Annotated in this window: 21 protein-coding genes; 7 read left to right on the top strand and 14 right to left on the bottom strand. The window is 67.0% G+C overall.

All coding sequences use genetic code 11. The annotated features are described in order from the left end of the window. Window positions 1–2: 2 nt before the first annotated feature. A complete protein-coding gene (locus tag ACP7AI_RS04805; RefSeq protein WP_426164681.1) occupies window positions 3–1,100 on the top strand; it encodes a JAB domain-containing protein in 1,098 nt (365 codons plus the stop codon). A gap of 293 nt (window positions 1,101–1,393) precedes the next feature. Here ACP7AI_RS04805 and ACP7AI_RS04800 read toward each other — a convergent pair whose 3' ends face one another. The 7 genes from ACP7AI_RS04800 to pdxH all read right to left on the bottom strand — a co-directional run bounded on the left by ACP7AI_RS04800 (window position 1,394) and on the right by pdxH (window position 9,709). Then, the gene (locus ACP7AI_RS04800) at window positions 1,394–4,102 is read right to left on the bottom strand and encodes a TonB-dependent receptor (RefSeq protein ID WP_426164679.1); all 2,709 of its coding nucleotides are present in this window, start codon (window positions 4,100–4,102) and stop codon (window positions 1,394–1,396) included. A gap of 186 nt (window positions 4,103–4,288) precedes the next feature. Beyond that, window positions 4,289–5,581 (bottom strand): acyl-CoA dehydrogenase family protein, encoded by a 1,293-nt coding sequence (locus ACP7AI_RS04795; RefSeq protein WP_426164677.1) that lies wholly within the window; start codon window positions 5,579–5,581, stop codon window positions 4,289–4,291. A gap of 73 nt (window positions 5,582–5,654) precedes the next feature. After that, complete coding sequence (gene ftsY, locus ACP7AI_RS04790) at window positions 5,655–6,569, bottom strand: signal recognition particle-docking protein FtsY (protein WP_426164675.1); 915 nt, start codon at window positions 6,567–6,569, stop codon at window positions 5,655–5,657. Next, entirely contained in the window at window positions 6,566–7,375 is an 810-nt protein-coding gene (dapF, locus tag ACP7AI_RS04785) for a diaminopimelate epimerase (RefSeq protein WP_426164673.1), read from the bottom strand. The genes ftsY and dapF overlap by 4 nt, the downstream gene beginning before the upstream one ends. Window positions 7,376–7,403: 28 nt before the next feature. Continuing rightward, a complete protein-coding gene (locus tag ACP7AI_RS04780; protein WP_426164671.1) occupies window positions 7,404–8,231 on the bottom strand; it encodes a PhzF family phenazine biosynthesis protein in 828 nt (275 codons plus the stop codon). A 6-nt stretch (window positions 8,232–8,237) separates the two neighbouring features. Next, on the bottom strand, window positions 8,238–9,137 hold the full coding sequence (locus tag ACP7AI_RS04775) for a cation diffusion facilitator family transporter (RefSeq protein ID WP_426164669.1): 900 nt from the start codon (window positions 9,135–9,137) through the stop codon (window positions 8,238–8,240). Continuing rightward, window positions 9,134–9,709: a pyridoxamine 5'-phosphate oxidase gene (pdxH, locus tag ACP7AI_RS04770; protein ID WP_426164667.1), complete on the bottom strand. Its 576-nt coding sequence runs from the start codon at window positions 9,707–9,709 to the stop codon at window positions 9,134–9,136. Before pdxH ends, ACP7AI_RS04775 begins: the two co-directional genes overlap by 4 nt. Window positions 9,710–9,856: 147 nt before the next feature. On the opposite strand from pdxH, the gene gyrA reads away from it, so the two are divergent. Beyond that, window positions 9,857–12,571 (top strand): DNA gyrase subunit A, encoded by a 2,715-nt coding sequence (gene gyrA, locus ACP7AI_RS04765; protein WP_426164665.1) that lies wholly within the window; start codon window positions 9,857–9,859, stop codon window positions 12,569–12,571. Window positions 12,572–12,686: 115 nt separating this feature from the next. Here the strand turns inward: gyrA and ACP7AI_RS04760 are convergent, their stop codons facing one another. Both ACP7AI_RS04760 and ACP7AI_RS04755 read right to left on the bottom strand, forming a co-directional pair. Further along, a complete protein-coding gene (locus ACP7AI_RS04760; protein WP_426164663.1) occupies window positions 12,687–13,280 on the bottom strand; it encodes a DedA family protein in 594 nt (197 codons plus the stop codon). Next, window positions 13,277–13,957: a lysoplasmalogenase family protein gene (locus ACP7AI_RS04755; protein ID WP_426164661.1), complete on the bottom strand. Its 681-nt coding sequence runs from the start codon at window positions 13,955–13,957 to the stop codon at window positions 13,277–13,279. The genes ACP7AI_RS04760 and ACP7AI_RS04755 overlap by 4 nt, the downstream gene beginning before the upstream one ends. A 91-nt stretch (window positions 13,958–14,048) precedes the next feature. On the opposite strand from ACP7AI_RS04755, the gene ACP7AI_RS04750 reads away from it, so the two are divergent. The 5 genes from ACP7AI_RS04750 to ACP7AI_RS04730 all read left to right on the top strand — a co-directional run bounded on the left by ACP7AI_RS04750 (window position 14,049) and on the right by ACP7AI_RS04730 (window position 19,269). Then, window positions 14,049–14,369 carry a hypothetical protein gene (locus ACP7AI_RS04750; protein ID WP_426164659.1) on the top strand — a complete coding sequence of 107 codons (321 nt, stop codon included), beginning with the start codon at window positions 14,049–14,051 and terminating at the stop codon, window positions 14,367–14,369. Between the two features lie 240 nt (window positions 14,370–14,609). Next, window positions 14,610–15,857: a tetratricopeptide repeat protein gene (locus tag ACP7AI_RS04745; protein WP_426164657.1), complete on the top strand. Its 1,248-nt coding sequence runs from the start codon at window positions 14,610–14,612 to the stop codon at window positions 15,855–15,857. Between the two features lie 205 nt (window positions 15,858–16,062). After that, window positions 16,063–17,523, top strand: coding sequence for an IMP dehydrogenase (gene guaB / locus ACP7AI_RS04740; RefSeq protein WP_426164655.1), 1,461 nt, complete (start codon window positions 16,063–16,065; stop codon window positions 17,521–17,523). A 7-nt stretch (window positions 17,524–17,530) separates the two neighbouring features. Next, window positions 17,531–18,739 (top strand): RsmB/NOP family class I SAM-dependent RNA methyltransferase, encoded by a 1,209-nt coding sequence (locus tag ACP7AI_RS04735; RefSeq protein WP_426164653.1) that lies wholly within the window; start codon window positions 17,531–17,533, stop codon window positions 18,737–18,739. A 29-nt stretch (window positions 18,740–18,768) separates the two neighbouring features. Continuing rightward, window positions 18,769–19,269 (top strand): tetratricopeptide repeat protein, encoded by a 501-nt coding sequence (locus ACP7AI_RS04730; protein ID WP_426164651.1) that lies wholly within the window; start codon window positions 18,769–18,771, stop codon window positions 19,267–19,269. A gap of 4 nt (window positions 19,270–19,273) precedes the next feature. Here the strand turns inward: ACP7AI_RS04730 and ACP7AI_RS04725 are convergent, their stop codons facing one another. From ACP7AI_RS04725 to ACP7AI_RS04705, 5 genes are read right to left on the bottom strand one after another with little or no spacing between them, the layout of a single operon-like run. After that, on the bottom strand, window positions 19,274–19,630 hold the full coding sequence (locus ACP7AI_RS04725) for a cupin domain-containing protein (protein ID WP_426164649.1): 357 nt from the start codon (window positions 19,628–19,630) through the stop codon (window positions 19,274–19,276). Then, on the bottom strand, window positions 19,627–19,992 hold the full coding sequence (locus ACP7AI_RS04720; RefSeq protein WP_426164647.1) for a glyoxalase superfamily protein: 366 nt from the start codon (window positions 19,990–19,992) through the stop codon (window positions 19,627–19,629). Before ACP7AI_RS04720 ends, ACP7AI_RS04725 begins: the two co-directional genes overlap by 4 nt. A 9-nt stretch (window positions 19,993–20,001) precedes the next feature. Beyond that, entirely contained in the window at window positions 20,002–20,862 is an 861-nt protein-coding gene (gene rsmA / locus ACP7AI_RS04715; RefSeq protein WP_426164645.1) for a 16S rRNA (adenine(1518)-N(6)/adenine(1519)-N(6))-dimethyltransferase RsmA, read from the bottom strand. After that, window positions 20,835–21,833, bottom strand: coding sequence for a 4-hydroxythreonine-4-phosphate dehydrogenase PdxA (gene pdxA, locus ACP7AI_RS04710; protein ID WP_426166556.1), 999 nt, complete (start codon window positions 21,831–21,833; stop codon window positions 20,835–20,837). The genes rsmA and pdxA overlap by 28 nt, the downstream gene beginning before the upstream one ends. Window positions 21,834–21,880: 47 nt before the next feature. Beyond that, complete coding sequence (locus ACP7AI_RS04705) at window positions 21,881–23,230, bottom strand: peptidylprolyl isomerase (protein ID WP_426164643.1); 1,350 nt, start codon at window positions 23,228–23,230, stop codon at window positions 21,881–21,883. Window positions 23,231–23,261: the final 31 nt, after the last annotated feature.

The following is a 23,261-nucleotide window of genomic DNA, read 5'->3' as shown; positions in this document are numbered from 1 at the left end:
GCATGCATCTGACGCAGGTCGCCTTTTTGGCAATATTCCTGGCCACGCTCACCGCGGCTTACGCCCGTGGTGGACGGCCTGAACGCCAAGGTGGCGCTCTGCTACTGGCTGCTGCGCTCGTCACCCCACTCGTGCAGTTGAAAATGTTCAACGATGTCGAGCTTGGAATTGCGGCGGTCGACACCATGCTATTGGCGGCTCTCACGTGGCTTGCCGTCTGCTCGGAGCGCCGCTGGCCGATCTTTGCGGCAGCTTCTCAGGCGGCCGCCGTTCTGACTCATATCGCTCGCTTCAAGGCTGGGCCGGTCCACGGGGACGCATACGGAAATCTGCTGGTCTTCTGGTCTTATCCGGTTGCGCTGTCCCTGCTCTGGGGTTCGTTGATCGAAGGCCGCCGGAAAGCGGGAGCCGTAACTGTCGAGTCATCGCCAACGCGCACGCCACCGGCGGGGCCGCCTGTGACGCTCGCCAGGGATCCAAAATCCCTGGCAATGCGCGGTGACGATGTTGCATTGTTGACGCAATTATTGACGCTTCACGGTCTTGGGCGCGAAAGCGCAAAGATTGCGAGCGACCTAATTCAACGTGCTGGAAGCTTTGCCGCAGCTGTTGCCGCCACCCCCGCCAGACTGCAGTCATGGGGCCTCGATAATCGTGTAGCCGAAGCGCTCGCATTCACCCGCCAGACCACGCGTACCTCTCTCAAACGAAAGCTGGAGGCGCGCGTTAAAGTCGACGATATTCGTGATACTGTCGACTATCTGCACAGCGAAATGGCGCATCTGCCGCACGAGCAGTTTCGCGTGCTATATCTGAATGCGCGCAACCGACTAGTTCATGATGAAGTGCATGGCATCGGTACCGTCAATCAGGCAGCTGTCTATCCTCGAGAGGTCATCAAGCGTGCGGTTGAGGTTGGCGCAGTCGGACTCATTCTTGCGCACAACCATCCGAGTGGCGACCCGAGCCCGTCACGCGACGATGTCGTCATGACGAGAGTCATCGTTGAAGCCGGCCGGCATATCGGCATCACCGTCATCGACCACTTCGTGATTGGCGTGACCGGACATGTCAGCATGAAAGGTACCGGACTTATCTAAGTGGGGCGGCGGGGCCGCAGGTTTGCCCCTTCCTTGGCGGTGCTTCTCCGCTGTCCTACACTAACCGGACCGGTTATATCTCGGCGATTCGCGCTGGTGAGGGGTGGCGCATGACGGGGCGGAACTTTACAATTGCCGTCGCCCTGAAAGTGAGTGACTTTCGAGACTTTCGTTGGATTTCCGGCAGCTCTTCACAATGGGGTCCGGGCCTCAGGCCCGGCCGCCGGAGGCTCTTTCCGAAAGCCGACAAGAAGAAGCCAGTCGCCGGCGGCTTTCACCGCCGGCGCAAGGACTTAGAAGCGCGTGCGGATCGTTGCGCCCCAGGTGCGGGGTTCGGCGAGGAAGCTGGAGAACAGCTGGTTGCCGGTGCCGCCAAAGGCCTGGACCTGCTGCGACGAGCCGGCGCCCTGGAACGGCGTGTTGAACGCGACCTGCTGGTAGTTCACGTTGAAGACGTTCTGGCCCCAGAGCTCGATCGCCCAGAGTTCGTTGGGGCCGCGCAGGCCGATGCGGGCGTTGACGGTGACAAAGCCGTCCTGCTGCTTTTCGATGAACAGGTCGGAGCCGGTGTTGTATTCCGACGTCAGGCGGGTATCGGCATAGAACAGCGCGCTGAGGCCGGTGTCGCCGATTGCCGGGGTCAAGGCGGCGGACGCGGTGACGACGTGTTGCGGGGCGTTCGACATGCGGTTGCCCGGCAGCAGGAACAGCGCCGGATCGAGCGGGGCGCCGGCCTTGCTGCCCACCAGGTTGCGGGCATATTTGGTGTCGGCATAGGTATAGCCCAGGCTGACATTGATGTCGCGGACGGGGCGCAGCGTGGCCTCGATCTCGACACCCTGGGAGATGACGCCGGGCTGGGTCTTGCCGGTGCAGGTGCCGGTGGCGGCGCTGTTGTCGCGGTCGCCGCCGTTCAGGCTGTTGCTGCAGCCGTTGATGTTCTGCACGACGAACACCGTGCCGTTGAAGGTGTTGAGCTGGAAGCTGCTGAATTCGCTGCGGAAGCCGGCAAGGTTGAGCGTGAAGCCACCCTGGCGGAACTTGGCGCCGAGTTCGAAGCTGTTGACGGTTTCGGGTTCGAACCGCAGCCCGGCGGCATCGGCATTGGAGCGCGGGAACAGCGCCGAGCCGAGATCCGAGCGATCGAGGTTATAACCGCCGGCCTTGTAGCCCTTGGCATAGGAGGCATAGACGAGCAGCTCGTCGACGGGCTTCCATGACAGGACGCCGGTGCCGGTCCACTGGCTTTCGGAGAAGCGGTCGTTGAGGTCGAGGGCGTTGAGCGCCGTGCTGCTGTTGCCGGTGCACGACAGGGTGATGATGCCGCCGGCCAGCGCCGCGAGGGCGGGATTGGCGAGCAGCGGCCCGAGCGCCGCCTGCTGCGCCGGGCAGACGGTGTTGTTGTTGTTGAAATCGGCCGAGAAGATCTTGCGCTCCTTGGTGTAGCGGGCGCCGACCGTCAGGCTGAGCCGATCGGTGATCTTGAAGATGTTGTGGGTGAAGAAGGCGTAGTTCTGGCTGTCCTGGTTGTAGACGGACCGCACGTCGCCGAGATCGTTGAGCGTGCTGAGCCGGTTGAGCCCGGCGATGATCGGCGCGGCGCCGGCGCCGAGCGCATTGTTGAGGGCAAAGGTGCCGGTGGGGCTGAGGCAGCCCGGGGCAGCCGGGTTGCGGAGGGCGGCGGCGGGGTTGACGTTGGCGACGACACGGCAGGCGGCGAAGGCGCCATACTGGGTGCCGAACTTGGCATTGTCGACGACCTGCAGCTTTTCACGGCTGTAGAAACCGCCGACCAGCCAGTCGAGCCGATCGTCGAACAGGGAGCCCTGGAGGCGGACTTCCTGGGTGAAGGTGCGGAAGCGGCGGTAGTTGTTGCCGTCGTCGGCGCGGTAGGTGAGGTCGACGTTGGTATAGTCGATGTCGGCGGCGCCGCCGGCCTTGTACTCGCGGTAGGCGGTGATCGACGTCAGCTTGGCATCGCCCAGGTTCCAGTCGAGCTGGGCCGAGCCGCCCCAGTCGGTGGTGGTGTTGCGATAGCTGCGGCCCGGTGAAACCGCGATGTTGCGGCTGTACGGGTCGCCCGGGAAGACGTTGCCGAGGCTGGAGAGGATGTCGACGATGCGGTTGGTCGGCGAAACGGCGAGGTCGCCGGGCTGGCCGGGGGTGGGATCGAAGGTTTCGCGGGTCGAGGTGTAGACGGCGCCGCAGCAGTTTTCGTCGCGGTGGGTATAGTCACCGATCAGGCGCAGGCTGATGTCGTCCGTGGGGGTGAACAGCAGCTGGCCGCGGACGAAGATGCGATCGCGGTCGTTGACCTTGTTGCCGGAAATGACGTCGGTGTAGAAACCGTCGCGCTTGTTGTAGACGCCGTCGATGCGGGCGGCGAGCTTGTCGGCGATTATCGGCCCGGTGATGCCGGCGGCGACGCGGATGTTGTTGTAGTTGCCATAGGTGGCTTCGGCATTGCCGCCAAGCGTGAACGACGGCGCGGCTGTGATGATGTTGATGAGGCCGGCCGAGGCGTTGCGGCCGAACAGCGTGCCCTGGGGACCGCGCAGCACCTCGATACGGTCGATCTCGCCGAGCTCGTTGAGGCCGGCGCCGGTGCGGGAGCGGTAGACGCCGTCGATGAAGACGGCGACCGAGGATTCAAGGCCGGGGTTGTCGCCGACGGTGCCGATGCCGCGGATGCGGGCGCTGCCATTGGCTTCATTGCCGGTGGACGACACCAGCAGCGACGGGGCGAGCTGGTTGAGGGCGCGGATGTCGTTGGCGCCGGAATTCTGCAGCGACTGCTGGCTGACGGCGGACACCGCGATCGGCACGTTGGACAAAGTGGTATTGCGGCGGGTGGCGGTGACGATGATCTCGCCATCGGCGGTATCGACGGCCGGGGCGACTTCGGCGGCGGCGACTGCGGGTTCAGCGGGCGGGGTGGTCTGGGCGAAAGCGGCGACAGGCAACGCAAACAGGCAAGCGGACGCCAACAAAATTGTCTTCATGATGCTCCCAAAGGTTTTGTTATTTGTAGTTGGGGGCAGGGCTAGGGGACGGGACTCCGGGGGGCAAGCCTTGCCGTGCCGCAGCGCGCACTCCGGCGCTCCACGTGGCAAATATGTCACGATTACAGAATGTTGTTGCGTTTCCGTTTCTAAACTCGTGCCGGGTCGCGGGTTTGCCGACCGGCCTCAGTCGCGGGGGTACAGCGCCCGCTTCGGCCCGAGATAGCCGAACAGGAACGCCGCGACCTTGCGCATCTGGATCTCTTCCGACCCTTCCGTGATGCGGTAGCGGCGGTGGTGGCGATAGATGTGCTCGAACGGCTTGTGCCGCGAATAGCCGATGCCGCCATGGACCTGCATGGCGCGGTCGGCGGCCTCGCAGACCAGCCGGTTCGCCCAATAATTGCACATCGAGACCTTGTCGGAAATTTCCCGCTCGATCTGCTTGTGCTCCATGCGGTCCATGTCCCAGGCGGTCTTGCGGATCAGCAGCCGCAGCATCTCAATCTGGGTGGCGAGCTCGACCAGGGGCCACTGGATCGCCTGGTTGTCGGACAGCGGCTTGCCGAACGGCTTGCGGGTCCGCGCATATTTCACCGACTCCTCGACGCAGAAATGCGCGGCGCCGAGCGACGATGCCGCCTGGCGGATGCGGTTCTGGTGGACAAACGACTGGCCGATACCGAGCCCGCGGTCGATCTGGCCCCAATAGGCATCCTCCGGCACCCAGACATCGGTGAAGCTGACCCGCGGGTGGTCGGTCGGCATGTTAAAGGTCCAGAGATATTCCTCGACCTTCACGCCAGGTGAATGCGCCGGCACGATAAAGCAGGTTATGCCGCTGGCGTCGCCGTCCTTGCCGGAGGTGCGGGCGAAGACCATCGCATGGGTGGCGACGTGCATGCCGGTCGACCACATCTTTTCGCCGTTGATCAGCCAGCCGGCCTGGCCGTCGCGGGTTTGCGGCACGGCGCGGGTTTCCATGAAGGTCGCGTCCGACCCATGGTTAGGCTCGGTCAGGCCGAACACCGTGCGCATGGCGCCCGACATCACCGCCTCGCCATCCCGGGCATATTGCTCCGGTGTTGCGAATTCCTTGAACAACAGGATGAAGGGGTTGTTGCCGACGATCGAATGTTCGTTCTGCAGGTCGTTGTGGAGGCCCAGGCCTTTCGCCGCGAGATGCTCGCGGATGACCGCCATGGCGAGGTTGCTCCCGCCCTTGCCACCCATGCTTTCCGGCCAGGCGAAACGATAGTGGCCGGCCTTGTCGGCAACGTCGCGCGCCTCGGCAAGCAGCGCCTCCCATTCGTGTTTCGGCAGGCCGCCGGCCTCCCAATCGGTGCGGGCATATTCGCGGCGGTGGTCGAAAAAGCGCATGTTGTCGTCGCGCTGTTCGATGGGCTTGATCTCGGCCTCGATGAAGGCGTCGAGCTCCGCCAGATAGGCGCTCAGTTCGGGCGGCAGGCTGAAATCCATGGGTATTTCCTCAAGGCTTTGTAGGCCTTGTGGTCCGGCCATGGGGAGCGCGCAACCTGACGGATTGGCTGGATCAGTCGCCCGTCAAGGCCGCCGCAAAGTCATCGGCTTCAAAGGCGCGGAGGTCGTCCATGCCCTCGCCGACGCCGATGGCGTGGATCGGCAGGCGGAACTTCTCCGCCGCCGCCACCAGCATGCCGCCGCGGGCCGATCCGTCGAGCTTGGTCATGACCAGCCCGGTGATCTTGGCAACCTCGCGAAATACCTCGATCTGGCTGAGGGCATTCTGACCCGTGGTGGCATCGAGGACGAGCACTGTGTCGTGCGGCGCCGCCGGCGACAGTTTCTGGATGACACGGCGCATCTTCGCTAGCTCGTCCATCAGCCCCGCCTTGTTCTGCAGGCGCCCGGCGGTGTCGATGATCAGCACATCGGTGCCGGCGGCGCGGGCCCTTTGCAGCGCCTCATAGGCGAGGCCGGCGGCATCGGCGCCCTGCTCGCCGGAAATGACCGGCACGCCGATGCGGTCCGCCCAGATCCGCAGCTGGGCGATGGCGGCGGCGCGAAACGTATCGCCGGCGGCCAGCATCACCGTGTAGTCGAGCTCGGTGAAGCGCCGCGCCAGCTTGGCAATAGTGGTGGTCTTGCCCGAGCCGTTGACGCCGACGACAAGGATGACATGCGGTCGCGGGAAGGCGGTGACGGTGAGCGGTTTGGCGACAGGCGCCAGCACGGCGGCAACCTCGGCAGCGACGGCGGCTTTCAATCCGGCTTCGTCGATACCCTTGGCGAACTTGACGTCGGCGAGCCGGGTGCGGATGCGGCCGGCGACGGCGGGGCCGAGATCGGCGCCGATCAGCGCCTCCTCGATAGCATCGAGGCGATCGTCGTCGAGCGGCAGCGAACCCGTCGCAAGGCCCGCGAGGCTGTCGCCAAGCTTGCTCGTCGACCGCGTGAGCCCGGTCTTCAACCGGTCGAGCCAGCTCATCGGTAATGCTCCAGGTCGATTTCGCCGCGCCAGGCGATGACCGCCGGCCCGGCCATGTGGAGGTGGCCGTCGGCGGCGCGGCTGATGACCAGGTCGCCGCCGGGCAGGGTGACGGCCACGGTGGCGTCGGCGAGGCCGCGACGCTGCGCGATCGCCACCGCAGCGACGGCACCGGTGCCGCAAGCGCGAGTCAGCCCGGCGCCGCGTTCCCAGACGCGCAGCACCATGCGATCGCGCGCCGGCAGCGACGCGACGCCGACGTTGACGCGCTCCGGGAACACCGGGTCATGCTCGATCTCGGGACCTAGCGTAGCAAGGTCGATGGTGTCGGCATCGTCCACGAAGAACACCACATGTGGATTGCCGACATTGGCGGCGCCTGGATGCGCGAGCGGCCCCCAGGCCAGCGGCAGGTCGCGGGTGTCCATGGCGTAGGCGAGCGGGATCGCGTCCCAGTCGAAGCGTGGCGCCCCCATGTCGACCGTGGCGCCACCCGCTGTGGCGGAGGCGGTAAGCAGCCCGCCGGCGGTCTCGATGCTGGCGTCGCCACCGACCAGTGCGGCGACGGCGCGACTGCCGTTGCCACAGGCGCCGACTTCCTCGCCATCGCCGTTCCAGAAACGGGCGCGGACGGTGGCGATGCTGCTCGGTTCGACGACGACCAGCTGGTCGCAGCCGATGCCGGTGCGGCGATCGGACACCGCGCGGACTTGCGCCGTCGTCAGCACCAGCGGCTCGGCGCGGGCGTCGAACACGATGAAGTCGTTGCCGAGACCGTGCATCTTCAGGAACGGGCGAGGGGCCATGGCGGCGGTGTAGGGGGCGCCGGCGGGATCAGGCAAGGATGAACTCGCCCTCGATCACCGTCCGGCATTTCCCGGTGAGTACGGCGCGGTTGCCATCGAGCCGGCAGCCGAGATCGCCGCCGCGCTTGCTGGCCTGGTGCGCCGTGAACTCGTAGCGGCCAAGCCGGGCCGCCCAATAGGGCGTCAGTATCGCATGGGCGGAGCCGGTGACGCTGTCCTCGTCGACGCCGGCCTCGGGAACGAAAACGCGGCTGACGACATCGGCATCGCCGGGCCCGCCGGGGGCGGTGGCGATGACCATGATGTCGGCGCCGCGCTGCAGGTCGATGATGGCGCGGAAATCGGGGTCGAGCGCGCGCACGTCGGACGCGCTGTCGAACACCGCGATGAAATAGTCATGGCCGCGCGCCAGCACCTCGGTCGGCTGTGCCCGCAGCGCTGCGCCGCAGGCTGCCAGGCGATCACCGGTCACCGGCACATCGGCAACCCAGGCCGGCAGTGACAGGGCATAGCCGTCGCCCGCCCGCGCGACAAGCAGAACGCCGGCCTTTTTCGTCGAAAAGCGCACCGCCGCCATCCCCGGCAGGGCCGCGAGGATCAGATGCCCGCTGGCCAGCGTTGCATGGCCGCACAGCGCCACCTCGACGCCCGGCGTGAACCAGCGCAGGTCGAAATCCGCGGTTTCGGGGTCGGGGCAGGGCACCAGAAAGGCCGTCTCCGCCAGATTGTTCTCTGCCGCGATCGCCTGCAGGGTCGCGTCGGGTAGCCATTCGGTCAGCGGCATCACGGCAGCGGGATTGCCGGTGAACGGCGCATCGGCAAAGGCGTCGATCTGGATGAACGGCAGGCGCATCATGGTCCTTCAGGCAGCAATGTCGGCGGCGGTGTCGCGGTGGCCGCGTGGATCGATATGGATGAAGAATTCCGATTCCGGAAATGTCTCGGCCAGGCGCTGCTCGACCGTGTCGACAATGTCGTGCGCCGCGGCGACGGTCATCTCCGGCGCGAGCCAGACATGGAACTGAACGAAATCGACATTGCCGCTCGATCGGGTGCGCAGGTCATGGATGTCCTCGACGCCCGGCACGGCCATGGCAATGGCGGCGAGCTCACGGCGTTTCTCATCGGGCCATTCGCGGTCCATCAGCATGTCGACGGCGCGCCGGGCCGATCGCAGCGCGCTCCAGCCGATCCACAACGCGATGATGATGCCGAACACGGCATCGGCGCCGTGAAGGCCCAAATAGGCATCGAGCGCAAAGGCCGCGATGACCGTGATGTTGAGCAGCAGGTCGCTCTGATAATGGAGCGCATCCGTCCCGATGGCGATCGAGCCTGTGCGCCGCACGACGCTGCGCTGCCAGGCGACCAGCGCCAGGGTGAGGACGATGCCGACGACCGAGACGCCGATGCCGACCGCGGGCGCCCGCGGCAGGTCGGTGTCGCCGAACGCCGCCACGGCGCGCCACATGATGGCGACGGCCGAGCCGAGGATCAGCAGCACCTGCATCAGCGCGGCGATCGCCTCGGCCTTGCCATGGCCGAAGCGGTGGTCGTCATCGGCCGGCTGGGCGGCGAGGCCGACGGCAAACAGCGTCAGCAGCGAGGCGAGCAGATCGAGTGCGGTGTCGGCAAGGCTGCCGAGCATGGCAACGCTGCCGGTTTCGAGCGCCGCCCAGGCCTTCAGTCCGAGCAGCGTCGTCGCGACCCCGGCGGAGGCAAGCGCCGCCGATCGCGTCAGCCAGGCGCGGCTGGCGGTCACGGGTACAGCAGCCCCGTTTCCCAGCCGTCGTCGGTGCGGCTGAACAGTTCGCGTTCATGCAAGCGATTGTCGCGGTCCTGCCAGAATTCGATGGCGTTGGGGACGACCCGCCAACCCGACCAGCGCGGCGGGCGCGGCACATCGCGGCCCTCGAAGCGGTCGCGCAATTCGGCGAGGCCAGCGTCGAAGGTGGCGCGGTCGGGCAGGGGACGGGACTGCGCCGAGGCCCAGGCGCCGAGCTGGGAGTCCCGCGGCCGGCTGGCGAAATAGGCGTCGGCCTCGGTATCGGGCACCGGCTCGGCACGTCCGTCGATGCGGACCTGGCGGCGCTGCGTCTTCCAGTGGAAATCCAGATGCACGAACGGGTTGGCGGCAAGCTCGCGGCCCTTGCGGCTATCGAGGTTGGTGTAGAAGACAAAGCCGCGCGCATCCCAGAATTTCAGCAGCACGACCCGAACCGCCGGCCGGCCATCGGGCGTCGCCGTCGCCAGCGCAAAGGCGTTGGGGTCGTTGGGCTCGCTGGCTTCGGCAGCGGACAGCCAATGGGCAAAACGTGTGAAGGGATCAGGCATCGCGATGCCCTAACGCCTGGGGGTGGGAAAGTCACGACGGGCAGCGCGCCGCACGCTAATCTCTGGCATTTCCCGGCGCATTCCCCTAATCATGACAGGCACGCGACAAGCCTGCATTCTTGCGCTCACAAGGCCTGAAAAAACCCGATGGATTCCGTGATTTCGCCGCCGCCAGCCGGCGCCCCCGATATTCAGCCGATCTCGATCGTTACCGAGATGCGGACGAGCTTTCTCGATTACGCCATGTCGGTCATCGTCGCCCGTGCCTTGCCCGATGTGCGCGACGGACTGAAGCCGGTGCATCGCCGCATCCTCTGGGGTGCCCACGAAAGCGGCTTTACCGCCGGCAAGCCCTATCGCAAGTCGGCGCGCATCGTCGGCGACGTGATGGGTAAATATCACCCGCACGGCGACAGCTCGATCTATGACGCGCTCGCCCGCATGACCCAGGATTGGTCGCTGCGGCTGCCGCTGATCGACGGCCAGGGCAATTTCGGCTCGATGGATCCCGATGCCCCGGCGGCGATGCGCTATACTGAGGCGCGGCTGGCGCGCTCGGCCGAGGCGCTGCTCGCCGACATCGACAAGGACACGGTCGACTTCATCGCCAACTATGACGGCTCGGAGCATGAGCCCGCCGTCCTGCCGGCGCGCTTCCCCAACCTGCTCGTCAACGGCGCCGGCGGCATTGCGGTCGGCATGGCGACCAACATCCCGCCGCATAACCTTGGCGAAGTCATCGATGCCGTGCGGGCCTGGCTCGACGACCAGACGATCAGCGTCGAAGAGCTGATGAAGCACCTGCCGGCGCCCGATTTTCCCACCGGCGCCTTTATCGTCGCCACCAGTGGCCTGCGCACTGCCTATGAGACTGGTCGCGGCACCATCATCATGCGGTCGCGCTGGATCGTCGAGGAAGGCCGCGGCGAAAAGCGCAGCCTGGTCCTGACCGAAATTCCGTACCAGCAGGGCAAGAACGCCCTCGTTGAAAAGATCGCCGAGGCGGTCAAGGACAAGCGTATCGAAGGCGTTTCCGACCTGCGTGACGAATCCAACCGCGAAGGCGTGCGGATCGTCATGGAGCTGAAGCGCGACGCGACGCCCGAAGTCGTGCTCAACCAGGTCTATCGCCACACGCCGGCGCAGCAGACGTTCAGCATCAACATGCTGGCGATCCGCGGCGGCCGCCCGGAACTGATGGGCCTGCGCGACATCATCCAGGCGTTCGTCCAGTTCCGCGAGGAGGTCATTACCCGGCGGTCGAAGTTCGAACTCGCCAAGGCGCGCGAGCGGGCGCACCTGTTGATCGGGCTGGTGGTCGCCGTCGCCAATCTCGACGAGGTCGTCCGCATCATCCGTGGCTCGGCAAGCCCCGCCGTCGCCCGCGAAACACTGCTGGCGCGCGACTGGAACGCCGAGGAAGTTCGCCCCTATCTCGAGCTCGTGGAAGCCGGTGAATTCGAAGCCGACGCCGCCACCATCCGGCTGAGCGATGCCCAGGTGAAGGCCATCCTCGACCTGCGCCTGTCGAAGCTGACGGCGCTGGGACGCGAGGAGATCGGCGACGAGTTGAAGGAACTCGCCGGCACCATCGGCGAACTGCTGTCGATCCTCGCCGACCGGGTGAAGCTTTACGCCGTGCTGCGCGCCGAGATCGAGGAAGTCTCCGACAAATTCTCGACCAAGCGCCGGTCCGAGATCGTTGCCGCCGGCGACGACATGGAAGACGAGGACCTGATCGAGCGCGAGGACATGGTCGTCACCGTGACCCACAGCGGCTGGATCAAGCGCGTTGCCCTCAACGAATATCGTGCCCAACGTCGCGGCGGCAAGGGCCGGTCGGGCATGGCGACCAAGGACGAGGACGCGATCACCAACTTGTTCGTGACCTCGACGCACAACCCCGTCCTGTTCTTCTCCAGCGCCGGCAAGGTCTATCGCCAAAAGGTCTGGCGCCTGCCTGTCGGCAGCCCGCAGGCCAAGGGGCGCAGTCTCAACAATCTGCTGCCGCTCGCCGAGGGCGAGACGATCACGACCGTGCTGCCGCTGCCCGAGGACGAGGCCGAATGGGGCCGGCTGCACGTCATGTTCGCAACCGCGCACGGCAATGTCCGGCGCAACAGCATGGATGCCTTCACCAACGTGCCGACCGCCGGCAAGCTCGCCATCCGCTTCGAGGACGGCGACGATGATAGGCTGATCGCGGTGGCGCTGTGCGACGAGGCCGACGATGTGTTCCTGGCGGCGTGCAGCGGCAAGGCGATCCGTTTCCCGGTCGACGATGTGCGGGAATTCGTCTCGCGCACCTCCACCGGCGTGCGCGGCATGACATTGGCCACGGGCGATCAGGTCATCTCCATGTCGATCCTCAAGGCCTTTCCGGCGACACCACAGGAGCGCGAGGATTATCTCAAGGCGGCGGCATGGAAGCCCGAGCCGGGCGAGCGCATCCTGTCCGAAACCCGAATGGCGCAGTTTGCGGCGGCTGAGGAGTTCATCCTGACCGTCACCGCCAAAGGCTTCGGCAAGCGGTCATCGGCATTCGAGTATCGCCAGTCGGGCCGCGGCGGCCAGGGCATCCGCAACATCGGCGAAAGCGACCGCAACGGCGATGTCGTGGCCAGCTTCACGGCAAAGGACAGCGACCAGCTGATGCTCGTCACCGACCAGGCCAAGCTCATCCGCACCATGGTCGGCCAGGTCGGCATCAAGGGCCGCTCGACCCTGGGCGTGACGCTGTTCGACGTCGGCAAGGGCGAGCATGTCGTCTCGGCGGCGCTGATCCCGGCGGATGACGAAGCGGCTGGCGACGAGGCGGCAGCCGTCGTGCCGGGTGACGGCACCCCCGCGACCGAGGACTGAGCTTTATCTGTCACCCCGGCGAAGGCCGGGGCCCATATACCACGAGCTACGGCACGGATGCACCCATGCAGTCGCGATTGCGGTTGATGGGCCCCGGCCTTCGCCGGGGTGACAGTTACGCCCGATACCGCACCAGTCGCCACAGATAGACCGCCACCAGCCCGCCGACCACGATCGTCGACCCCGGTGACGCCCAGCGCGCCACCTCGGCATAACGCGCCTCCAGCAGATACCCCGCTGTCATCAGCAGGGTCGTCCAGATCAGGCTGCCCAGCCCGGACAGCAGCAGGAAACGCCCGACCGGCATATGGGCGATGCCGGCGGGCACCGAGACGATCGACCGGATCGCCGGCACCATGCGCCCGAACAGCACGACCAGCCCGCCATAGCGATCGAACCAGGCGGTGCCGCGATCGATGTCGGCAGGGTGCAGCGTCAGCCAGCGACCGTGGCGTGCGACCAGTTGCCGGGTCCGCTCCAGCCCGATGGCACGGCCCAGGCCGTACCAGAACCAGGCGCCGGCCAGCGATCCCAGCGTGCCGGCGGCGATGACGCCGGGCAGGCTGAGCTCACCCCGCGCCGCGACAAAGCCCGCCAGCGGCATGAACACCTCCGACGGCAGCGGCGGAAAGATCGTCTCCAGAAAGGTGAGCAGGATGATGCCGGCATAGCCGCCGCGCTCGATCAGGCCGCTCAGCGCCTCGATCATCGCTCGGCCGTCGCGACGCCGGCAAAGATCAGCAGTTGCCCGAGATAGTAACTGTACCAGACCAGCAGGCCATGGACGCCGGCGCCGCCGACCAGCGAGCCGCCCATGCGCATGATCAGCAGTGTGTCGGAAATGACGAACAGCAACGCGCCGAGGCCGGTCCAGCGCGGCGCGAAGCGGCTGAGCAGCGCCGCCGTCGCCATGCCGCAGAGCAGCACCGAATAGAGCATCAGCGCGCCGACAGGAGCACCGACCGGCATCACCAGCAGCGGCATGCCGAGGCCATAACCGATCAGCGCCAGCGCCGCGACCCGATCGGGGATGACGAGGCCGGGCCGGCGCCGGCCCATGTAGAACAGGATGGCGATGACATGGCCGACGGCGAATGCACCGGCGCCGACGTAGAACAGCCCCGGCACATCGAGCAGCACGTCACCCGCGGCGCCGGCCGCCATGATCGCCGCCAGCCAGCGCTGGCCCGGCAGCAGCGCCGCCGCAAGGGCCAGCGCCGCCACCGGCAGGCCCTTGGCAACCAGGTTCGCGGCCAGCCCGAATCGGCCCTCGAGCAGTGGAAAGACAAATCCGGCGGCGATCGAGACCGCGATCAGCACCGAGACGTCGGCGCGACCGAACCGCACAAAATGGCGTGAAATGGCGGTGTTCATCGGGCCTGCCATGCCCCTGAATCTTTCGCTTCGCAACGTCTGCGTTTCTCTGTATGGGCGAGTTGCGCGAGGACTGCGCGTAATGATCACGGAGATTTCCAATATGAAGACTGCTCTGACGCTGGTGGCTGTGGCCAGCCTCGGCCTGCTGGCCGCTTGCGGTGAGAAGGCTGCCGAAACGACGTCGACGACGACGGAAACCACCACCACCGAGACGATGTCGACGACCGACACCACCTCGGCTGCCGATGCAATGGCAACCGCTCCGGCTGCCGATGCCATGGCTGCCCCGGCCGACGCGACCAGCGCCGCCGCCGCCGCCGGTGCCGATGCCGTCACCGACGCCGCTGCTGCCGGCGCCGACCAGGCTGCCGATGCCGTCAAGGCCGGTGCCGACGCCGCTGCGGACGCTGCCAAGAAGTAAGATCGCGCTTAGCGATACTGCTTTTTGCGAGCATCTGTTTGCAAGGATCAGGCCGGTTCCGCCACGCGGGGCCGGCCTTTTTCGTGGGCGGAACGGGCCCGGCGGGACAATCGTTCAATGGCCGTTCAGGGCCGCTGCGGCATCCGGAATCTGCAAAACGGCGCATTTCCGATGGGATATGTTGACCGGCGGTGCGGCAATGGCCTAGCCGATGCACGTTCATCCTGGGAGGTTTGACCAATGAAGATCTTGAAGCGCAGCGTTGCTGCCGCCCTGCTCGCCAGCGTTGCCTTGTCGGCCGGCCCGGTGCTCGCCAAGGACCCGCCGGCACCCGCCGCGCCGAAGCCGCCGAAGCTGTCGAAGCCCTATGCCAAGACCCTGATGGAAGCGCAGAAGCTGATGCAGGCTGGTGACAACGCCGGCGGCCTTGCCAAGCTCAACGAACTCGATGCCGTGCCGCCGACGGCCGACGACGATGCCTATACTACGCTGTCGCTGAAGCTGAACGCCGCGATCGGCCTCAAGGACAATGCCCTCACCGAGCAGACGCTGTCCAAGATGCTGGCCACCGGCAAGGTGCCTGCCGCCGACCAAGGCAAGTTCTACCGCACCGTCGGGTCGCTGGCGCTCAACCGCAAGGACTACAACGCCGCGACGATGGCCTTCCAGGAACTCGTCAAGATGAATCCCGGCGACGGCGAGGCCCAGGTCGCGCTTTCGGAACTTTACGCGGCGCAGAAGCAGAACAGCAAGGCTGTCGACACGCTCAACGCTGCCATCGCTGCGCAAAAAGCCGCCGGCCAGGCGGTGCCCGAGGCCTGGTATCGCCGGGCGCTGGCCTTCGCCTATGACGGCAAGCTGCCGGCGCAGGTGCAGCCGACCGCGCTGGCGCTGGTCACCGCCTATCCGAACGCCGTCAACTGGCGCGACGCCCTGGTCATCACCCGCGACAGCTTCCAGCTCGACGATCAGGGCTCGCTCGATTTCATGCGCCTGCAGGCGGCGACCAACTCGCTCAACGGCGAACGCGATTTCGTCGAATATGCCGACACGGCGCTCGGCCGCGGTTTTCCGGGCGAGGCGCAATATGCCATCAACGAAGGCATCAAGAAGAACATGCTGAACGCTTCGAAGCCGTTGGTCGCGGAATTGAAGCGCAGCGCCGACTCCAAGGTTGCAGCTGACAAGGCGGCGCTCCCGGGTCTCGAAAAGGAAATCAAGACCAACGGCAAGCTCGCGCTGGCCACCGGCGATGCCTATTACGGCTATGGCGATTTCGCCAAGGCGGCGACGCTGTACCGCCAGGCTGTCGGCAATGCGGCGGTCGATCAGGCCACGGCAAACCTGCGCCTCGGCATGGCGCTGGCCCGTTCGGGCGACAAGGCCGGGGCGACGACGGCGCTGCAGGCGGTCAAGGGCGGCCCGCGCGAGGTGCTGGCCCAGTATTGGATGGCGTACATCGGGGCCGGGGCTCCGGCGGCGGCGTAGCGAGGCGGGCGGCTGCTTCGCCGGTTGCGGCGGGGCGGCTGTGAAGCGGCGCGGCAAAGCCGCGCCGTGACGTCGGACGGGTTCGGCCGGGGTTTCCGGCCGCCCCGCCGGCCGGGCTCGGGCCTCTCAAGCGCAACTGCGTTGCGCTTGTGGGCCCTTCGCCGTAAGGACACGCGACTCAACCGCCCCCGGAGTCGCCCCGCACATGGAAATTCGCCTCGGCCTGACATTCGATGATGTCCTGCTCGTCCCGGCCGCATCGGCCGTCCTGCCCAGCATGGCCGACACCTCGACCAGCGTCACCCGCGGCATCACCCTCAACATCCCGATCCTGTCGTCGGCGATGGATACGGTTACCGAGGCCGACATGGCGATCGTCATGGCCCAGGCCGGCGGCATCGGGGTCCTCCACCGCAACCTGACCGTCGAGGAACAGGCCAACGCGGTCCGCCAGGTCAAACGCTTCGAAAGCGGCATGGTCGTCAATCCGGTTACGATGACGCCGCGCCAGACGCTGGGCGATGCCCGCGCTCTGATGGCCAAGCACAAGATCTCGGGTTTCCCTGTCGTCGATGACAGCGGTCGCCTGGTCGGCATCGTCACCAATCGCGACATGCGCTTTGCCGAAAACGCCGACCAGCCGATTTCGGAGCTGATGACCCACGAGAATCTGATCACTGTCCGTCCCGGCACATCGGAGAATGACGCCCGCCGGGTCCTCTACACCAATCGCATCGAAAAGCTGCTCGTCGTCGATGATGGCGGCCATTGCATCGGCCTCATCACCGTCAAGGACATCGAGCGCGCCGTCACCTATCCCAACGCCACCAAGGATGCCGCCGGCCGCCTGCGCGTCGCCGCCGCCACCACCGTCGGCGACCTGGGCTTCGAACGGACCGCGGCGCTGCTCGACGCCGAATGCGACCTCATCGTCGTCGATACCGCCCACGGCCATAGCGACCGCGTCGCCGAGGCGGTCAACCGCATCAAGAAAGCGTCGAATGGCGCCCAGGTCATCGCCGGCAACGTCGCCACCGCCGAGGCGGCACGCGCGCTGATCGGCGCCGGCGCCGACGGCATCAAGGTCGGCATCGGCCCGGGCTCGATCTGCACCACCCGCGTCGTCGCCGGCGTCGGCGTGCCGCAGCTGACGGCTGTCATCGACACCGCCGAAGCTGCGGCCAAGCTCGGCATCCCGGTTATCGCCGATGGCGGCCTGCGCACGTCGGGCGATGTCGCCAAGGCGCTGGCCGCCGGCGCCGCCGCCGTCATGGTCGGCAGCCTGCTCGCCGGCACCGAGGAGGCGCCCGGCGAGACCTTCCTGTGGCAGGGCCGCACCTACAAGAGCTATCGCGGCATGGGCAGCGTCGCCGCCATGGCGCGCGGCTCGGCAGATCGCTATTTCCAGCAGGACATCAAGGACCAGCTCAAGCTCGTCCCCGAAGGAATCGAGGGCCAGGTGCCGTTCAAGGGCCCGGCGCGCGACGTGCTGCACCAGCTGGTCGGCGGCGTGAAGGCGGCAATGGGCTATACCGGGTCGGCGACGCTCGATGAATTCCGCCATCGCGCCGAATTCATCCGCATCACCAATGCCGGCCTGCGTGAAAGCCATGTCCATGACGTGACGATCACGCGCGAAGCCCCCAACTATCCATCGATGGGTTGACGACGAATTGACACCTGCAGCACGCGTCCAGGCGGCCATCGAATGTCTTGACCAGGCGGTCGCGGCCGCGCGCACCGGCGGGGCAGCCGCCGACACCATCGTCCAGCGCTATTTTACCACCCGCCGCTATGCCGGGTCGAAGGACCGCCGCGCCGTCCGTGACCTGGTGTTCGATGTCATCCGCAGCATCGGATCGCCCCCCGACAGCGGCCGTGCGGCGCTGATCGGCCATGCCCGGGCCAATGCGCCGGAACTTCTCGACCTGTTCAACACCGACAAGGACGCCGCCGGTCACGGTCCTGCGGCGTTGGTGCCCGGCGAGGCCGAGGCGCGGCCGTCGCTGGCGCCCGGCTGGCAGCTCGACATGCTGCGCACCCGTTTCGGCAAGGACACCGAGGCTGCCGTCGCGGCACTGCTCGATCGCGCCCCGCTCGACCTGCGCGTCAACACGCTCGCCGCCAACCGCGACGAGATGCTGATCGAGCTTCCCGATTGCGCCCCGACGCGCCACGCCCCCGATGGCCTGCGCGCGCCGACCGGCCTCAACGTCGAAACGCTGCCGGCCTTCCATGCGGGGAAGATCGAGGTGCAGGACGAAGGCTCGCAACTGGCGGCGCTGGCCGTCGGTGCCGAGCCCGAGGAACTAGTCATCGACCTGTGCGCCGGGGCCGGCGGCAAGACGCTGGCGCTGGCGGCGGCGATGGGCAACCGCGGCCGGCTGATCGCCGCCGATACCGATCGCGGCCGGCTGTCCGCGATGCCGCAGCGGCTGGCCCGCGCCGGGGTGACGATCGTCGAAACCCAGCTGCTCAACCCGCGCCGCGAATGGGAGGCGCTCGGCGATCTGGCGGGCCTTGCCGATCGCGTCATGGTGGATGCGCCGTGTTCGGGCACCGGCACTTGGCGCCGCAATCCGGAGGCGCGCTGGCGGCTGACGCCCGAACGCCTCGAAAAGCTGATCGTTGAACAGGACCGTCTGCTGCTGCTGGCGGCGGAGCTGGTTCGTCCCGGCGGCAGCTTGACCTATGTCGTCTGTTCGCTGCTGCCGGCCGAAGGCGAAGCGCGCGTGGCGGCTTTCACGGCCAAAAAGACTGCCTTTCAGCCACTATCCTTCGGCATCCCTGGCGTAGCCGACGACGTATCTCAGCTGACATTGTCACCGGGGGAACAGGGGTGCGACGGTTTCTTCATCGCAAGGCTGCAGCGGACCTGCTAACAAGGCTCCGCTGCAACGAAGAGGTTCAGATGCACGCGCGTTGGTTCGTCCCCCTGGCCCTGTTGATCGCCGGCACGGTTTCGGCGGTCGCAGTCGGCGCCGTCCCGACCGGCGACGATGTGCTGAAGCCTGTGTCGGTCCGGATGTCGGACCAGGGCAAGGCGGCGCTGGCGCGCGGTGATGCCAATGCGGCGATCGATTTTTACGAGGCGGCGCTGGCCAGTGACCCCAAGAACGTCGCTGCGTTCACCGGTATCGCCCAGGGCTATGAAAAGCTCGGCCTGCCCGGCAAGGCGGTCAAATATTATCGCGAGGCCCTGGCGCTGAACCCGTCCGACCTCAATGCGCTCGAAGGGCAGGGGAAGGCGTATATCCTGCGCGGCGCCACGGCGCGCGCCCAAGTCAACCTCGCCCGCATCAAGGCGTTGTGCAAGGTCGACTGCCCGCCGGCGGCGCGCCTGCAGACCGCCCTCAACACCGCCACGACGGCGAGCGCCGAAGCGGCCAAGGTGCCCGTCGCCAAGAACTGACGCGCTACGGCGTGCCTTTCGGCTCCACGATCACATAGACGGCGGTGGTCGTGCCGATGTTGACCGCCTCGTGCCAGGCGATGCCGTCGCTCCACCAGTTGCTGCCCGACGCCAGCACGCGGTCGACGGTGCCCGCCGCGGTCGTGATCCGCATCGTGCCGCCGGCGACGATATAGCCCCAGTGCGGCGTGTGGAAATGCCGTTCATGCCCCATGCCCGGCGGGAACACGCAGCGCGCCGCACGCACGCTGGCGTTCTCGTACAACAGGGTACAGACCTTCTCGCCCTTCCAGCCGGCATCGAAGGCGCTGGGCAGCGGCGCCGCGGCGATGGCGGCGGTGAGCCAGAACGCGGTCATCATGGCTGCCCGATGTCGATGCGATTGCCGTCCGGGTCCTCGATCACGAACGCCCGCATGCCGTAATCCTTGTCGGCGATGGCCTTCACGATCGGCACGTCGTGCGCCACGCAACGGGCATGCAGCGCATCGACATCGTCGACGAAAAGATGGGCGACGTTGAAGGCCGGGCCGCGGTAGCCCGGCGCCAGCAGCAGATGGAGTTCGGCGGCGTCGCGCTCCATGATCGCGAAAATCACCGGGTCACCGTTTCGGAACACCGGGGCGAACCCCAGGACGTCGGTATAGAAGGCGACGGCTCTTTCCATGTCGGCAACGCCGATGCCGGCGGCGATTCGGCCGAAGCGAATGGCGCTATCGTTCATGTGGTGCCTCTACAGCCGTGCGGCTGCCCGCGCAAACGCTGCCACCGGCACCGTTTCCGCCCGCGCCTCCGGGCTGATGCCTTCGGCCACCATCGCCTCCAGTGCGCCGGGCATGGTCTTCAGGCTGGCGCGCAGCATCTTGCGGCGCTGGCCAAAGGCGGCCGCCGTCAATTGCGCCAGCCGGGCCGCGCCGGTGTCCGACATCGGCTCGCGCGGCACCAGATGCACGACAGCCGAATCGACCTTGGGTGCGGGTACAAATGCCCGCGGGGGCAGGGTGAAGGCGATTTTGGCGGTGGTCCGCCACTGCGCCAGCACCGACAGCCGGCCATAGGCGCCGCTGCCCGGCTCGGCGACCAGCCGCTGTGCGACCTCCTTCTGGAACATCAATGTCAGGCTCGCCCACCACGGCGGCCAGGCTTCGCCGCCCAGCCAGCCGGTGAGCAGCGCCGTGCCGATATTGTACGGCAAATTGGCAACGATGTGCGCGCCGCCGCCGACCAGCGCCAGCGGGTCGACGTCCATCGCGTCGCCTTCGATGATCGTCAGCCGGCCCGCCGCGGCTTCGGCGAGCTCGGAAAGCGCGGGCAGGGCGCGGGCGTCGCGCTCGACCGCCACCACCGTCGCACCGGCGCGCAACAGCGCCCGGGTCAGGCCGCCGGGGCCCGGACCGACCTCATAGACGGTCTTGCCCTCGAGCGCCCCAGGCACGCGCGCGATGCGATCGAGCAGATTGCCGTCGAACAGGAAATTCTGGCCGAGCGATTTTTTCGCGTTGAGGCCATGTCGCGCGATCACCTCGCGCAGCGGCGGCAGGCGCAGCAGCGCTTCGGGAACCGGGCTCAACTCACCAGCCGCCGGGCGGCGCATTCGCCGGCCATGCGGATCGCCGCGATCATCGCCTGCGGACTGGCCAGCCCCTTGCCGGCGATGCCGAACGCCGTGCCGTGGTCGGGCGAGGTCCGCACGATCGGCAGGCCCAGCGTGACGTTGACCCCATCATCGAAATGCAGCGTCTTCAATGGGATCAGCGCCTGGTCGTGGTACATGCACAGCGCGGCGTCGTAATGGCGGCGCGCCGCGGCATGAAACATCGAATCGGCGGCGATCGGCCCGTGCACGTCGATACCCTCCGCAGCGAGGATCTCCAGTGCCGGCCGAATGATGTCGAGCTCTTCCCGCCCCAGCGTGCCGCTTTCGCCGGCGTGCGGGTTCAGCCCGGCAAAGGCCAGCCGCGGCTGCGCGATGCCATAGTCGCGGATCAGCGCCCGCGCCGTCACCCGCGCCTTGGCAAGGATCAGCTCGATGCTGAGCAGCCGCGGTACTTCAGACAGTGGCGCGTGGACGGTGATCGGCACCGTGCGCAGCGTCGGCCCGGCGAGCATCATCACGGCGTTGGTGGCAGCGATGCCGCAGCGTTCGGCGACGAACTCGGTCTGGCCCGGATAGTTGAAACCGATGGCGTAGAGCTGTGCCTTGGACACCGGCCCCGTGACGATGCCGCCGGCAAAGCCGTTGCGCGCCAGGCCGACGGCGATTTCCAGGCTGTCGAGGGCACAGCGGGCGCCGGCGAGATTGGGCTCGCCGGGCTTGACATAGCCGGGGTCGTCGACCTGGACCAGCGGCAGCGCGCCGTCGAATGCCGCGGCGGCGGCATCGGGCGTCGGCAGGGTGGTGATCGGGCCGTCCCACACCGCCTTCAGCGCGCGGCGATCACCGATTGCAAAGAACGGCGGCAAGTTTTCGGCGACACGCGCCGCCCAGGCCGCGGCGACGATCTCAGGCCCAATGCCGGCCGGATCGCCCATCGAAACCGCCAGCGGCGCCGGCCTTGCCTGCATCTGCGCCCCCGGCTCCGCCGGCATCAACGCGCCCGGCTCCGCCGGCATCAACGGTAATCGACGATCGCGTCGCGGCGGAGATCGCGCAGATAGCGGCGGGCCCGCATGTTGACGCGCTCCTCGTTCATTTGGGCATAGATTTCGTCGAAGTTCGGCGCCTTCACCTGCGTCGTGCTGTCGTCGCGGCCGCACAGCACAAGGACGCGCAGACCCTCCCGGGCTGAACCAAAGGCCGGCGTGGCCTGGCCGATCGACAGGCCGCCGATGATCTGCTGCAGCGCCGGCGGCAGGTCCTTCATGCGAATGGCGTCGTTGAGCGCCACTTCGGCGCCGAGGCCCTTGGAAATTTCCTCGACCCGGCCGCAGCCGCCCATCGCCTGGGTCGCGGCCTGGAATTCCTTCACCTTCGCTTCCGCCTGCGCCTGGGTGATGCCGGCGGGCAGCGGCAGGGAAATCTGCTTCAGGCTGAGCACGGCGTCGGCGGGATCGGCGGCGAGCACCTGGCGTTTTTCGACCAGCGCCATGATGGCGACGCCGCCGGGCACGGGAATCGGGTCGCTGACGCTGGTCGGGCCGCCGCCGGGTTGCAGGGTGGACACCACCGGCGCCACCGCGTCGTTCAGCTGTTCGGCACGCACCCAGCCGAGATCGCCACCGACGCCGGCGGTCGAGCCTTCGGAAAACTGGCGGGCATAGGCGACAAACGAGGCGCCGCCGCGAACCTGGCCGACGATGCGCGCGGCGTCGTTCAACACCTGCGCCTGGGTTTCGGGAGTCGCTGTCAGGAAAATCTCGCTGACGCGATACTCGTCCTTGCCCTTGGCGGCGTTCAGCTTGGAAATCACCGACTGGACTTCATCGTCGCCGACGTTGACCAGCGGTTCGACCTTGCGGCGCAGCACGCGGTTCCAGGCAAGCTCGCCGCGGATCTGGGCCTTGATGGACGCGGGCGATGAGCCGGCATCGCGCAGGAACTGTTCGAAGCCGCTGGCGGACTTCTTGAAATTCTGGGCAACGCGATCGTACGATCGGTTGACCTCCTCTTCGCTGATCCTGATGTCGTTGCTTGCGGCTTCCTGCACCTGCAGCTTCTCGTCGATCAGGTTGCGCAGCACCTGCAGGCGCAGCCGCGGGATTTCTTCGGGCGGGACCTTGCCGCCGTTGGCGGCGACGACGAGGTTGAGGCGCTGGTCGATATCGGTATCGGTGATGACATCGCCGTTGACGATGGCCTGGGCCTTGCGCAGCGTCGGATCTATATCGCCGACAACCCGCATTTCGGGCAGCGATCCCGCATCAAAGCTCGCGGGGCCAACATTCTGGGCCAGCGCCGCGGGCGTCGCCGCCAGCACGGCAGAGCCGAGCAACAGGCCGAAAATCGAACGGGGTGAACGCATTCCTGTCTCCGAACCGGGCCTTTTCGATGAC

This window comes from Sandarakinorhabdus sp. DWP1-3-1 (assembly GCF_049896705.1).
Lineage (GTDB): Bacteria > Pseudomonadota > Alphaproteobacteria > Sphingomonadales > Sphingomonadaceae > Sandarakinorhabdus.
This window is presented reverse-complemented; position numbering and strand designations above follow the sequence as displayed.